This window comes from Streptomyces sp. PKU-EA00015 (assembly GCF_013387495.1).
Taxonomy (GTDB): Bacteria; Actinomycetota; Actinomycetes; order Streptomycetales; family Streptomycetaceae; genus Streptomyces.
Map to the genome: position 1 here is coordinate 23,264 of NZ_JABZEE010000044.1, position 12,705 is coordinate 35,968.

The 12,705-nt window shown below is 69.5% G+C and carries 11 protein-coding genes and 2 pseudogenes; 5 read left to right on the forward strand and 8 right to left on the reverse strand.

The genetic code is table 11. The features are described from left to right. Positions 1-7 precede the first annotated feature (7 nt). Complete coding sequence (locus HW130_RS25085; RefSeq protein ID WP_218183958.1) at positions 8-493, reverse strand: hypothetical protein; 486 nt, start codon at positions 491-493, stop codon at positions 8-10. Positions 494-519: 26 nt separating this feature from the next. After that, complete coding sequence (locus HW130_RS25090) at positions 520-1,014, reverse strand: hypothetical protein (RefSeq protein WP_177151965.1); 495 nt, start codon at positions 1,012-1,014, stop codon at positions 520-522. 404 nt (positions 1,015-1,418) lie between these two features. Between HW130_RS25090 and HW130_RS25095 the strand changes: the two genes are divergently transcribed. Next, the gene (locus HW130_RS25095; protein ID WP_177151966.1) at positions 1,419-1,661 is read left to right on the forward strand and encodes a hypothetical protein; all 243 of its coding nucleotides are present in this window, start codon (positions 1,419-1,421) and stop codon (positions 1,659-1,661) included. On the opposite strand, the gene HW130_RS36205 is transcribed toward HW130_RS25095, so the two are convergent. From HW130_RS36205 to HW130_RS25105, 3 genes are all read right to left on the reverse strand, one after another. Continuing rightward, complete coding sequence (locus HW130_RS36205; protein ID WP_256356325.1) at positions 1,586-1,777, reverse strand: DUF6461 domain-containing protein; 192 nt, start codon at positions 1,775-1,777, stop codon at positions 1,586-1,588. The two genes, HW130_RS25095 and HW130_RS36205, sit on opposite strands and share 76 nt — an antisense overlap. Positions 1,778-1,868: 91 nt before the next feature. Next, positions 1,869-2,282, reverse strand: a complete 414-nt coding sequence (locus HW130_RS25100; protein WP_309140566.1) for a hypothetical protein — start codon at positions 2,280-2,282, stop codon at positions 1,869-1,871. Positions 2,283-2,825: 543 nt separating this feature from the next. Beyond that, a complete protein-coding gene (locus HW130_RS25105; protein ID WP_177151967.1) occupies positions 2,826-6,179 on the reverse strand; it encodes an Ig-like domain-containing protein in 3,354 nt (1,117 codons plus the stop codon). A gap of 266 nt (positions 6,180-6,445) precedes the next feature. Here HW130_RS25105 and HW130_RS25110 point away from each other — a divergent pair. After that, positions 6,446-6,584, forward strand: a pseudogene (locus HW130_RS25110) (aspartate/glutamate racemase); the annotation flags it as partial. A 197-nt stretch (positions 6,585-6,781) separates the two neighbouring features. Here the strand turns inward: HW130_RS25110 and HW130_RS25115 are convergent. Then, entirely contained in the window at positions 6,782-7,030 is a 249-nt protein-coding gene (locus HW130_RS25115; protein ID WP_177151968.1) for a hypothetical protein, read from the reverse strand. Between the two features lie 326 nt (positions 7,031-7,356). Beyond that, on the reverse strand, positions 7,357-8,178 hold the full coding sequence (locus tag HW130_RS25120) for a MerR family transcriptional regulator (protein ID WP_177151969.1): 822 nt from the start codon (positions 8,176-8,178) through the stop codon (positions 7,357-7,359). Between the two features lie 902 nt (positions 8,179-9,080). On the opposite strand from HW130_RS25120, the gene HW130_RS25125 reads away from it, so the two are divergent. The 3 genes and pseudogenes from HW130_RS25125 to HW130_RS25135 form a co-directional block, all read left to right on the forward strand. After that, a complete protein-coding gene (locus HW130_RS25125; protein WP_177151970.1) occupies positions 9,081-10,640 on the forward strand; it encodes an IPT/TIG domain-containing protein in 1,560 nt (519 codons plus the stop codon). 310 nt (positions 10,641-10,950) lie between these two features. Further along, positions 10,951-11,436, forward strand: a complete 486-nt coding sequence (locus HW130_RS25130) for a hypothetical protein (RefSeq protein ID WP_177151971.1) — start codon at positions 10,951-10,953, stop codon at positions 11,434-11,436. 100 nt (positions 11,437-11,536) lie between these two features. After that, positions 11,537-11,875: pseudogene (locus tag HW130_RS25135) on the forward strand (class I SAM-dependent methyltransferase); the annotation flags it as partial. A 129-nt stretch (positions 11,876-12,004) separates the two neighbouring features. Here HW130_RS25135 and HW130_RS25140 read toward each other — a convergent pair. Further along, positions 12,005-12,661 carry a DUF1326 domain-containing protein gene (locus HW130_RS25140; protein WP_177151972.1) on the reverse strand — a complete coding sequence of 219 codons (657 nt, stop codon included), beginning with the start codon at positions 12,659-12,661 and terminating at the stop codon, positions 12,005-12,007. Positions 12,662-12,705 lie beyond the last annotated feature (44 nt).

The window sequence follows — 12,705 nt, forward strand, 5'->3', positions numbered from 1 at the left end:
CCTTCGGTCACAGTTTGTACACTCCGCGCCAGGACCACCCCGCCCCGAGGACCGTGTTCCGAAGGGGGTCCTTCAGCTCCCGTGAGTCGAAGCTGAACGTCTCGACCCTGCGCCGACGGCCGTCGGGCCCCTTTTCAAGGGCCCATTCCTTCTGGATGCCGCGAATCGGCCCGCGGCCGTGTGCGCGCGCCACGGTCCGGCCGGGCGGGGAGCCGGCTCGCGTCACCTCCCACTGCTCGTCCATGGCTCGCACTTCACGCTCGCCGGGGCACAGACGCATCCAGACCTTGAGGGTCCGCTCTACCTGCCTACGGGTCGCACCGGAGCCCCAGGCCGGCTCCAGAAACCGCCACTCCGCCAGCAGGTCCGCCCCGCCCGTGCCTGCCTCGCGGATGCGAAAGGGCACGCCCGTGCCGTTCAGCGCGAGCAGTGCGGCTCGCAGTTCCTGGGTGGGAATCGCCTTGGTGCCTCCGTCGGCGCGACGGGTTCCCATCCACTTGTCCCACAGGCGGCCCACAGCTACGCAGCCTTCCCGCTGTCCGGACGCACGCTTCGCAGAAACTCCTGGAAGTCGCCCACAACGCCGTCGTACTGGGCGGCCGTTGCCTTCAGGGTCAGCCGGATCACCGCAGGCCTGCGCGGTTCTTCGATATCGACGAGGGACAGGTACACCTGGGACTGGACGAGGTCGCGGTGCACGCCGTCCGCGACGGCCGAGAAGGTCAGCCGCTGGGTCAGGCCGGGCGCGTCGGTGCTGCCGAATTCGCGGCGGTCTGTGACCGCCACCGACTCGGCGGCCTCACCCAGGCGCTCCACGGACTCGGCGGCGAGCTCGGCCGGCGTCCGTGCCTCCGGCAGGAAACCGCCCTCAATGGTGATGTCGGCAGCGAACCTGGCGTCCGGCTCCGGATGCACGGCAGCGAACGCCACGCCCGGGTCGCCGCCCTCCGGGCGGGCCTGGAGCCAGCCCCCGGGCAGGCGGAACTCGATCGGGACCGGCAGTGACGTGGGCATTCGGGGCCCTCCTTCCAAGGAGAAGTACATCAGTCCGTCAACCAGTCGACGAAGTCGCCGGCCTTGTCCCGACGGTGTCCACCATGTCACCCACGAACTCGGCGGCGTCTCCCGCGGCCTTGGAGAACTTGTCCAGATCGAACGTGATCTCGAGACCCACCGCCCCGCCGAAGCCGGGGGGAGGTTGGGCCGGGCCTGGTGCCGAGGGGTTCGGCTACTGCCAAGCGACACGGCCGGTAGGCGGACTACGTTGGCGGCCTGGTCGGCGAGGGCCGCGCGCTGTGCGCGGAGTTCGGCGAGCTGCAGCGCGGTGTGGAGGGTGTCCATGCGCCCGCCGTCCCCGAGCTCGAACACGGTGCGGGCTGACGCTCGGCTGCCGCGCGCCGGACGAGTTGCGGCCGGAGATGGCGATGATCGGGGAGCCGGTCGGGGCGCTGGCCCTGGACGAGTCGGTGTCCGTACTGGCGAGCTCGTCGAACACCTGCAGCACCTTGGCCAGCGACGACTGGCCCCAGTTGCTTGATCGCCTTGCGCTTGTCGTAAGACTCGCGGGCCTGAATCCCGCACATCTCTACGTAGGCATGCGGAGAGCGGTCAGTCGGGACGACCTGATCTTTGCGCTGCCGCAGGTGAAGGTCGTTTCTTGAAGGAGTTCTGGCGTGATGCGGATGCCGGTCAGATGCTCGGCCAGGGCGAACGCTGCTGGTACGGATAGGTTCTCCGCGGTGTCGGAGGTCTCCTCCCAGAACTGGTCCCGTCTCAACCGAGTTTGCCCAGTCCCACCGAAGTTTGCTCGCGCCGCGGTGGGCCGGTCCGAGGATCAATGAAGCCGGGTGCGGATCGCCATCGGGTCCCTATGGGCTTGCAAGGTCGGCCTCCCCGGCTCGCACGGCGGCCGCCGCCTCGAGCAGGAGCCAGCCGTCGACCTCCACCGCCCGCCGCTCCCCCGGCTGCCACCCGCGGGCCAGCGCCACGTCGAGCAGGGCCCGGACAGCGCCCGGCGCGTGCAGGTTCAGGGACTCGCCCCGGGTGAGGCCCACGTCCCCGGAGCCCATGGGGGCCCCGCCCGGGACGTACCGGCCCGGCCCGTCGGCGAAGACGATGCGCAGCGGGCCTCCGCTGCCGGCCGGCTGCGGGGACAAGGTGAGGGTCTGGCGGCAGTCCACGGACCGGCCGTCGCCGTCCCTACGGTGACTGTGGCGCATCGTCCACATGTACACGCGCCCGTCGGCGACCAATCGGCGGGGCTTCTTCGAACGGCGAGGCACAGAGCCGAGGGTACGCGGCCTGATCCACACCCGCTAAGGGTGATCGAGCTCCGATGAGACGAACAGGAAGGTCGTCGAACTCGGTGAGAACGGCCAAGTCCGACGGGACAGCACAGTCTGCCCAGGCTCGTGAACAGCCACAAGATTCACAAGTCGCCGAAAACCGGCCCCCGGAACAGCGGTTTGCACGGCCGATCTCGCGGTGGCCTGTATGAAGAGGGCGGCGGGAGCTACCGCAGGCCCTCAGAGGGGCGTACAGCCGCGCCTCAACTTCCAACCGTGCCTGCCTGACCTCTGCGGGAGCTGGTCGCCTGGCAACCAAGGAGAACAGTCGCCCGTGCCGACCTCTCTCCCTCCGACGCCCCGTCGCACGTCCACCTCGCGTACCGCCCGGGGGTCCCGCTGGTCACGAAGGTGTGGCGGCGGGGGCGCGGTGGCTGCCTAAGTTCCCGGCAAGGTCCCCGCAGAACACCTCTGACAACGCGACAGCGCCCTTCTCCGGTGCTGCGGGGAAGGGCGCCGCGGTGTGTTCGCCTCCGTGTTCTACGAGTGGTCGAGGATCACGCGCTCCGTCTCGGTGTAGTCGATGCGCGTCTCGGCTCCGGTCGTGTGCGGGTAGCGGACGAAGGCCGAGCCCTCGCCGGAGAACGGGCCGCCGGGGGCGTTGGCCAGCTGGTCCTTGGGCGAGCCGCCGCGAACGATCAGGGTGTCACCCTGCGGCGGTGCGGCCGTGTTCGGGGGACCCGAGTTGACGGACAGCAGGGCGCTGACCGTGTCCATGGCGGTGATGTCCACCGTGTCCCGGCCGCCGCGCGCGCTTACGCCGATCCGCTCGGTCTGGTCGGTGGTGATCTCGAGGCCCAGTAGACCCTGGACCCGGAGCAAGGTCAGAAGGTCCACGGTGCCGAAGACCGAGTCGGCCCCGGTGGTGCCGACGATGGTGACCTCGTCGTCGCCGCCCTCGGGGTTGACTGTCACGTCGCCCGTGACTCCGGAGAAGTTGAGCACCTGCGCGGAGTTGGACCGGGTCAGCCGCCCGCTGTTGGCGCTGGTCGGGGTGAACGTCAGCGACTCGTCGCCCGCACCGCCCTGAATGGCGACCTCGTGGCCGGCCGCGTCCAGGTTTACCACGGGGATACCGCGGATGCCGACGAAGCCGCCGGGGGTGCCCGGGTAGCCGGTCACGGTGTTCTGGTCGATGTCGACGACGAGGTCGGCCGTGGCGCCCGCGAGCGTGAGCGACTGGTTGGCGATGGTCACCGCGAGGGACGGTGACGGGGCGCTGACGTTGCCCGCGAGGTCCTCGAGCCGCACGGCGACGTCGTACGTACCGTCGTCGAGCGGATCGCTGACGACCTCGTACTCACCGGCCGAGGTGACGGTGTCCTTCCCGACCACGGTGGGCCCGGTGGCGGAAGGCGGGTCGGCCGTCAGCCGCACCACCGCGTTCGGTTCGACCGGAGAGCCCTGGAAGGCGGGCTCGGTGATGGTCGTGATGTTGTCGATGCTGTTGCCGCCGGTGTCGCTCGAAGACAGCAGGTCCGGGGCCGCGGCCGGTGCGGCCGGTGCGGTCGTGTCGAGCGTGATCCCCAGCCGGTGCGCGCTCTCCGGGCCCGAGCCGACGACGTGGGCGGTGCCGGGGACGGCCGGGTCGTCGGACGGGTCGACGATGATTACCTCGGCGGTGATCAGGTTCTCCCCCTCCGTCAGGACGGGGTCCAGGTCGATGGCGTACAGCCCCGGCTTGGTGACCGGGTTCACGGGCTGTGCGAAGCCGACGCGCTCGCCGGCGCGCTCCACGGCCACCTTGAAGCCGGGGGCGTCGTCCACGAGGGTGGACGTGCCGTTCTCCGGCGACAGCGGGACGTTCGCGGCCCGCAGGTCCGCGTCGTCGACCCGGAGGAAGAGCTCCGGCCCGTTGGTCCAGGTGACGTCGTCGTTGTCGAACCGGCCCGAGTCGGACTCGCGCTTGAGGTCGAGGCCGAAGGGTTCGGGGGCCTCGCGGTTGACGACGGAGAGGTCGTACGTCGCCTGCGGTGGGTCGGTCGGCGAGGCGTCACCCGGCTTGGTCGGGTCGGTGATGCCGCTGTCGCTGACCACGATGAAGTACGGTTCGTCCTCGACGACTGGGATGGCAAGCCTGCTGGTCGAGCTGCCCGGCCTGGTCGTCGCCACCGTGCCTGTCGAGACCTTGTTGCCGAACTTGTCGTACGCGCGGACCTGGAGCCCGGAGATCACCTCGTTGAAGGCGATGTCGGCGGCCAGGTGCCCGGTGTGGCGGGGTACGACCCGGAAGAAGTCGACGTCGGTCGCACTGTGCAGGCTGAGCCGGCCCCCGTTGAACCGGTCGTCCGAGCCGAGCGCGGCGGCGACGGCCGTGTCGATGGACTCGTTCGGTTCGAACGTGTCGGGAAAGGCCCCGACCAGCGAGAACGTGTCGTAGTACGTGGTCTGGTTTCCGGCGGCCGGGTTGCCGCCGGTCGGCGGGGTGGCATTACCGGTCCAGGTCGCGTAGCCGATGCCGTCGACCGTCCACACACCGTTGTACTCGCCGATGCGCAGGGTCTGCTCGGGGTCGGCCGGCCGGGCGGGGCAGGTCGGCCCGAAGCGGCACCGGGCGTTGAGGTCGGGGTCGAACGGGGCGTCGCTGATCCTGAAGTCCTGCGACCAGGTCAGTCCGCCGTCCCGGCTCGTCGTGCCGTAGACCTCGAGCAGGAAGTTGTCGTTCCCGTTCGGCCCGGTGCCGCCGTTCCGCTCGCCGCTGCGGGTGTCGTACCAGTGGGCGACGATGTTCCCGTCCTGGTCGAGGTGCGCGGTGGGCATCACCGCGAGGGTCTGGCCCGGTCCGTGGTCGACCCTGGTGGGCGGGCCGAAGGAGACGCCGTTGTCCGTGGAGCGGGCGATGCGGACGTCACCGTCGTCGCCGTTCCCGAAGTTGTCGTTGGGGTCGTCGTTGGCGACGACGTAGACGTTGCCCGGCCGGGCCGGGTCGGGCAGCACCCACGGCTGCATGGAGCCCTGGAGCCAGAAGTCGGTCCCCGGGATCTCACCCCCCGAGTTGTCCTGCACGTTGCAGGAGACGCTCGCCTGTCCGGGGCCGAACGCGGAGGTTCGCTGCGGAACGGTACCGGCGGCGAAGTCGGCCCCGCCGGAGCCGTCGCGGAGGAGCTGTACTGTGCCCGCCCCGGGCGCCCCGTCGGTCCCCTCGTCGCAGATGTTGGCGTGATAGGCGACGTAGAGGTCGCCATTCGGACCGACAGCCGCGTGGGAGGGCCAGGAGTTCCCGTCCCCGGCCGTGGAGAGGACTTGCGGCGCCGACCAGTTCGTGGTGCCGCTCTCCAGGCGGGAGAACTGGATCTCCCACGGGGTCCCGAGGTCCGACCAGACGACGTAGAGGTTGTCCCGGTAGGGGCTGGTGGGGTTGGCATCGGCCACCAGCCACTGCTTGTCCTGGTTGTTCGGGCTGTTCGCGCTCACCTGGACGGGTGTGTAGGTCTGGTTCCCCGTCGTCGTCAGGTCGTTGATCTGGCCGACCCCCACTCCGAACCGGTTGGGGGTGGTGTTGAAGCTGGTCGAGAGATGGGTGACGAACAGACGCCCCTGCGAGTCGAAAGCGAGGGACGGGTCTCCCGAGCACGGGAGGGTCGACGTCCGCGTGATCGGGAAGCCGTCCTTGCCGAAGTTGTTGTCGATACGGACGGTGCATCCCCGCATGACGGCGACCTGCGATGGTTTGCGGGGATTTGCCGTGGCGTTGTGCGGCTCGAAGCCCGTCTCGAGCGCTTGGTCCTGACCTGCCCACGCGGGGGCGGGCCCGACGAAGACAAGCGCCTGCAGTACGAGAAGAATGCTGCTGACGATGGTGAGGGCACGCCATTGCCTGCGGTTGTTCAGCATGCGTACCCCTGTCTGGCTCTGCTCATCCCTCTCCTTCCGGTCCAGCGACCGGCGGGCGGTGCTGATCGCCCGCAGACAATGGCAGCCCGGCGCCGCTCCCCCACCGGAATTCACCAAGATCACGGACACAACCACCCGTCCGGAGCAGACGCCCAGCGGGAGAGGAGGGGGACGAGCGGCATCGGGGGCGCATGCCGGCACCGGCCGGTTCGTACGGATCAACTGCTCCCGGAAAGCGGGTTACGCGGGCATGAGAACGTGAACGGATGAAGACCATCAGCCTGATCGGCGGCATGAGCGGGGAATCCAGCGCCGAGTACTACCGGCTCCTCAACGAACTCGTACGGGAGCAGGCCGACGGGCTGCACTCCGCCCAAGTGGGCATTGCACTCCGTCGACTTCGCGTGATACCCAGTTCCGTCCTGGCTGCCTGAAGGAACCGTCTCTCGTCCGTCCACACGAGCAATTTGGCATCTTCCGCGTCTGCTGGCCCTTCATCCGACATCGCCCACGCCAGGGCCGTGATGAACTTTTCGGCCGCCTGAACCACTGCCGGCGGCCCCTCCAGGTGAAGCAGCGACATCGCATTTCTGCGTTGCTGCTCACCGGTCACGCTGGGCGGCGGCGCCGGGCCGGCCTGGACAGTCGACGTCCGCCTCCGCGGTCGGCAACGGCCGGTGCCCCTCGGACCAGTGGTTCACCCAGCCGCACACCCCGCACGCGTACCGGCCATCGATCCCCGCCACCTGGGTCCCGCACCGGTCGCAATCCGTACGCGTGATCTTGGGCCCCTCATCCACCGGCGGTTGCGGGGCGACGGCCGGCGGCGGGGTGTCTCGTCGCGCGCTCATGCCGAGGACGATAGTGCGGCCGCGGCCGCGGCCGGGGCGGGCGCGTTGCCGCTGATCGGGCCGCAGTTTGCGCACGACCAACGTGTCCGGGCCCTGCTGGGCTGCTGCTCCGCACCGTGGACGTGTCCCCCTCTGCTGGCCGTACGGTCACGTCCAGGATCCCGCGCCCGTGTGGCGAGCCGTCATCTGGTCTCGCCGCCGCACTGACCTGCTACAAGCAGCTCGCCAAACTGCTGTCGGGCAGCCGCGGTCAACTGCGACCACCGACAGCCCGGCCGTGACGCTCCAGCCTGTGGGGGCCTGCCCTGGGACGATGGCCGTGGGTCTCAGGGCTTGATCACCGGCGCCTGGAGTTCGGTCACCCAGTCGTTGCGGTTGTCCGGGCATTCAAGGCTGATCTCCCGCGGATATCCGGCTGACTGGTACCCGTTTTCGTCGATCCAGAAGGCCAGGGCCTGGGCCGTGGGCAGCACGGTGTCCATCGACCCCCGGTGCATGATGGTCGCCGCTTGGTGGACGGGCGGCAGGTCGAGCACCTGGAAGGCGCCGTCCTGGAGCGGGGCCGCGACTTGGACGGCGGCGTGGATGCTGATCCTGCCACCACCCTCCGGGGCGTCCTCGTAATAGGCGACCCCGGGCCCCGCAGGCGTTACCCCGGCCGTGTCCAGGCGCCGGAACAGCTCGTCGTAGAGCGGCCCGATGACCGGGCCGATGTCCTCGGGCTCGAAACTCGCGGCGGTCGCGGTCAGCTCCGCCACCCGGATCGCCGGGATGCTCTTGATGACGACGTCGTTGGTGGGCATGTGCCCCTCGCTCTCGATCGACCGGAGCCTCGCCTCGACCTGGACCAGCCGCGCCCCCGCGGCGGCCATTGCGGCCTCCAACTCGGCCCGCCGCAGCCGCAGCATGGCGCGCAGTTCTTCGGTGGTGACCTTCTCGTCCAGGATCTGCTGGACTTGCTGGAGGGTCAGACCGAGGTCCTTCAGCGCGATGACGCGGTTGAGGCGGGCCAGCTGGGCAGCCGAGTAGTACCGGTAGCCGGTGGCGGGGTCGACGTAGGCCGGGCGTAGCAGTCCAGTGGCGTCGTAGTGACGCAGCATGCGGACCGATACGCGGCCGTGCCGGGCGAAGTCTCCGATGGTGAACATGATGTCTCCGAGTTCAGCACCTGACACGGTGTGAGGGTCAAACAAGCCACTTCCCGCCCCGCACGCAACAGCCACGCTGACGGTAACTCAAGCGCCGGCCATGCGAAGTGCCCGCCAGACAGATCACCACGTGAGACACCCCCAGAAGCTTGTTTTTGAAGTCTGGTAATGATCTCGATCAGCATGGATGATCGGCGGGGCGAGTTCGCGAGGTGCGGGCGGGCTCAGGCGATGGGGAGGGGCCCATGGAATGGGTCGTTGGAAGTGGCATGTTCCTGGGCTTGCTGGCAATCGCCCTGGGGATGGCGTCGATACGCACCGGCTGGACTCTGCCCGGCGTGCGCCGTCGTGTCACCCGCCCCCGGATATATGGGCTCGGAGCTCTGCTGGTGGGCGCTCCCTGTGTGATACAAGGGCTGTTCTACTTCCACTTCGCGCCAAGCCCATCCTGGGAGTTCCATTTCTTTGGCACGAATGCCCTCATGTTCTCCGGACTCCTCCTCATGGGAGTCAGCCAGATGCGGCCGTCGCGCCGTAGGAGCTGAGCGGACACCGTTGAGTGCATGTGTCTGAACTCCGGCCGTCATCGAGGTGCTGCGGGACATTCACGACCTCCGTGTCACCATCGCCGGAGCGGTCGGTGCCCCGCCCGAAGGGTGACCGGTCCCCGTAGACGGAGGCGCTGCCCGGCCCGGGGCTGGGCCAGGAGCCTGAAATCCGCAGCTCCGCAGAGCCGCAAAGCATCGCACGGCCGGGCACCGCGAAACGGTATGAATACGATCAAAGCGACAGTCGGAGTGGCGCACACCCACCGGCAGCGGCCCGGAGGCCGAGGCCCCTCGAGGCCCGTACGGAGCGGCCCGCCGCGGCCCACTTCGCCCCGGTGACATGCAAGGAGCACGATGACGAAGGCGACCCAGTCGAACCCGACCCCGGCCCAGGTCACCATGACCCTCGCCGCAATCGCCGCCACGGCGGCGACCCCGCGCCCGTCGGGTGAAACCCTGCAAGAGCAGTCCCTGCGCGCCATGCGCGGCGTCACTGCCCAACTGAACGACTCCACGCTCGCCACGCGCGGCACGTGGCGGCTGAAGTGGCTGGCGCTCAGCCCGGACAATGCGAACCTCGCGTACATCGCCTGGAACTCCGACGGCTCGAACCAGTTCGCCGTGGCCGTCCGCGGCACGATCGACAATCCGACCGACATGATGGAGGACCTCGACGTCGGCACGGTGGTGCCGTTCACCGCCGGCGGATCGCGGGACGCCGCCGTCTCGGCCGGCGCCATGGCCGCGTTCACTCAGGTCGCCACCGCGCGCAGCATCACAGATATGCCCGTCGAGCAGGCACCGGAGGGCCAGCCCGGCGCGCCGGACACCGTCGTCCCGTCGGGCGCGACCTTCACACAAGCACTCGCCGGTCTCCTCGCGGCCGTACCGTCCACGCCCCAGCCGACGGTGTACGTGACCGGTCACAGCCTCGGCGGCTGCATCGCCACCATGCTGGCCACATACCTTCAGGCCCAGACCTGGACAGTGAACAAGCCGCAGTTCGCACTCGTCACCTTCGCCGCCCCCACCGCCGGCCTGAAGAGTTTCGCCGATTACGTCGACTCCCGGCCGTGGAGTCTGAACGAGCGCCACGTCAATGCGTACGACCTGGTACCGCGGGCCTGGTCCGATCTGTCCACGCCCAAGGGCTGGTACCCGGCCCCGGGCCCGTCGGCCAATGAAGAGGTGAAGCTTCTGCTGACGGTGATCGACCTGCTCCGGAAGGCCAACGTCTACGTCCAGCCCAGCGCCCCCAGCACGGTGAACGCCAACTACTCGATGTACGACAAGGAGCTCGTCAACAAGACCACCAGCGACTTTCTGGGCCAGGTCGCGTTCCAGCACGCCAACTCCACGTATCTGACCCTGCTGGGCGCTCCGGTCGTCTCTGCCGGGCCGGTGGTGACCGCGGTGCAACCCACCGCCGGGAAGGGCGGTACGCAGGTCATCATCAACGGCAGCGGATTCGGCGGGGACAGCGTCGTCGACTTCGGGCCGATCCCGTGCGCCGACTTTCACGTCGACTCGGATCGGCAGATCACCGCGGTCGCGCCCGACGGGACCGGCCTCGTCGGCGTGCGTGTCACCACCATGCTTGGCACGTCGCCCGCCGTTCCGTTGGGGCAGTTCGCCTACGACAACGGACCCGCGCCCGTGGTGGTCAGCGCAGTCGCCCCGCGCAGCGGGAAGGCCGGCACTCAGGTCACCATCACGGGCTCGGGCTTCGCCCCGGGGGCGACTGTGTGGTTCAAGGACAAGAAGGCTGACCCGGTTACCGTCGTGTCCCCGACAGCGATCACGGCGACGGTGCCGTCCCGGCTGCCCGACCCGAACACGGTCGACGTCACCGTGACGGTCGGCGTGGCCACGTCGCCTACCGGCCCGGCCGACGAATTCACGTACGCGGGTTGAGCCTGGGGCCTGCCGGAAGAGTGGGGCAGCTGGGCTCGCGCACCCAGCTGCATTCAGCTGCCGCTGCGGCCGGGCCAAGCTACATGCGGTCAAGAGCCACGATGACGACCGCTTGCGCTTGAAGCGGCACGCACCAGCGCTACGGCCCTGGCGCGATGACCGGCCCACCTGGATAGTGGGAAACGACCAACCCATGCGCGGGGAACGATCCTCGCTGGCTGCGCGTAGGCGCTGACCAGCGCATTTCGTCGGTTCTTCCCGGGACCGCCGTGTGCAGACCTGGGCCTACCAACCCCCGGGCGGGACGGGAATGCCCCTGCAGGACTCGCTCCTGGGCGCGCCGGCCCGTGGTCGAGTCGAACAGGTCATCCCCCGCGGACAAAACGCCAACGGCGGCGGGCTCTCGAAGGGCGCCGGGGGCGAGGGCCGCCGAGCGACCCGGCGAACAGCTCGGCAGCGGTGCGGCGAACAGCAGGCCCCTGACAGCGGCCCGGCAGCCTCCTCCCGCGGGGCCGGCCGCCGGCCCTGCCCCACCCCCGAACACCCGCACCGCGAGGAAAAGCGGAAGGCCCTTCCCGGCCGGCGCTCACACCAGCGCGAGCTGCTCCGCGGCAAGGACTCCGGCGGCTGCGCCCGCGCCTTCACCATCCCCGAGCTCGGCGTCCAGGCGATCGTCAGACGCAACGGCGACACCAAGGTCGGCCTGGGCGCCCGCAAGGCGGGCACTCTACGCTTCTCCTGCGCCATGGAAGCGGACCGGCACCATCGACTTCCAGTAGAAGGACCCCGACAGTGAGCCTGTTCAGCCGCAAGAAGACGAAGACCGAGACTGACCTTCGCCCGGCGCCGCGCCGACGAGCTCGGCCGGACCGCAGAACTGCGCGAAGGCGACGCCCAGGCCCTGCCGTTTTGCCGACTCCTCCTTCGACGCCGTGGTGTGCACCCTGTCGCTGTGCGCGATCCCCGACGACCAGCGCGCCAACGCCGAGATGGGCCGCGTGCTCAAACCCGGCGGCCAGTTCCTCCTCCTGGACCGCGTGCCCAGCTCCCTCTGGCCCGTCCGCGCACTTCAGCGGCTCATCAAAGTCATCACCGTTCCGCTCGGCGGCGAGCACCTGCTGCGCCGACCGCTCCGGCATATCCAGGCGACGGGCCAGCCCATCGAACAGCAGGACCGGCTCAAGCTCGGCATCGTCGAACGTCTCGCCGCCCGCAAGCCCGCTCCCATTCCGTAGGGGCGCCGCGGCCGGATTCGCGCCGCTAGGCTGCGACCTCGCCGCGCGTCCGGGCATTCCACACAGGACTCGAGGGACCCTTCGCCGCCACGGTGTGACGCTGCCCCGAGCGCGGGCCGCGCTCCGCTGTCAATGCGGACCGCTCCAGTCGAAGGGGAAGTGCTTGCTCGACTTACCCGAGCGGTCCCAGGAGAAGCCGTACGCGTCGGCGCGGTCGGTCGTGGCCCGGCCCCAGGTGGCGACCTGGCCCGGACCCACCTCGGCACCGGGCGCGTTGTGCACCTGTACCCGTGCCCCGTCCGGGGTGGTCGGCCCGGTCAGCGCCTCGGCTCTTGCCGCTACCCGCCCGGGGATCTCCGCGCGCCATGCGCCCAGGTCCTCGTCGATCTCGACTCGGATGGGAGCGAACTCCATGCCCCGCATCTCGGGGCCGAACATCTCACCGAATTCTGCAGGCCATCCGCCCGCCTCACCGCCGAAGATGCTCTGGAGGGCGGCGCGCTGTTGGTCGTCGGCGCGCTCGTCGAAGAAGACCGCGGCGTACGCGTCGGTGTGCTCGCGGGCCCAGGCGTTGCCGACGAAGGAGCCGAGCATCAGCACGTTGAGATCGTCGAGCCGCACGTCGCCGAAGTTGCCTTCCCGGATGTGCCAGGCCAGCACGCCTTCGCAGTCGCCGTAGGTGGGGGGCTGTGCGAACGTGCAGGGGCACGGAATGGCGCACTTGCAGACATCGAACCAGTCGCCGGCCAGGTGCCACCGCGTATCGCTAGCGATCTGCTCTGTCATGTCGCTTCCCTCCCGTTGAGCCCATGGGGGCTCACTTGGAGTGG

What these genes read in the sequence shown, in the direction of transcription:
- HW130_RS25085 (WP_218183958.1), bottom strand. Translation starts at nt 493, where the DNA reads ATGGGAACCCGTCGCGCCGACGGAGGCACCAAGGCGATTCCCACCCAG.
- HW130_RS25090 (WP_177151965.1), bottom strand. Translation starts at nt 1,014, where the DNA reads ATGCCCACGTCACTGCCGGTCCCGATCGAGTTCCGCCTGCCCGGGGGC.
- HW130_RS25095 (WP_177151966.1), top strand. Translation starts at nt 1,419, where the DNA reads ATGGCGATGATCGGGGAGCCGGTCGGGGCGCTGGCCCTGGACGAGTCG.
- HW130_RS25105 (WP_177151967.1), bottom strand. Translation starts at nt 6,179, where the DNA reads ATGCTGAACAACCGCAGGCAATGGCGTGCCCTCACCATCGTCAGCAGC.
- HW130_RS25115 (WP_177151968.1), bottom strand. Translation starts at nt 7,030, where the DNA reads ATGAGCGCGCGACGAGACACCCCGCCGCCGGCCGTCGCCCCGCAACCG.
- HW130_RS25120 (WP_177151969.1), bottom strand. Translation starts at nt 8,178, where the DNA reads ATGTTCACCATCGGAGACTTCGCCCGGCACGGCCGCGTATCGGTCCGC.
- HW130_RS25125 (WP_177151970.1), top strand. Translation starts at nt 9,081, where the DNA reads ATGACGAAGGCGACCCAGTCGAACCCGACCCCGGCCCAGGTCACCATG.
- HW130_RS25130 (WP_177151971.1), top strand. Translation starts at nt 10,951, where the DNA reads ATGCCCCTGCAGGACTCGCTCCTGGGCGCGCCGGCCCGTGGTCGAGTC.
- HW130_RS25140 (WP_177151972.1), bottom strand. Translation starts at nt 12,661, where the DNA reads ATGACAGAGCAGATCGCTAGCGATACGCGGTGGCACCTGGCCGGCGAC.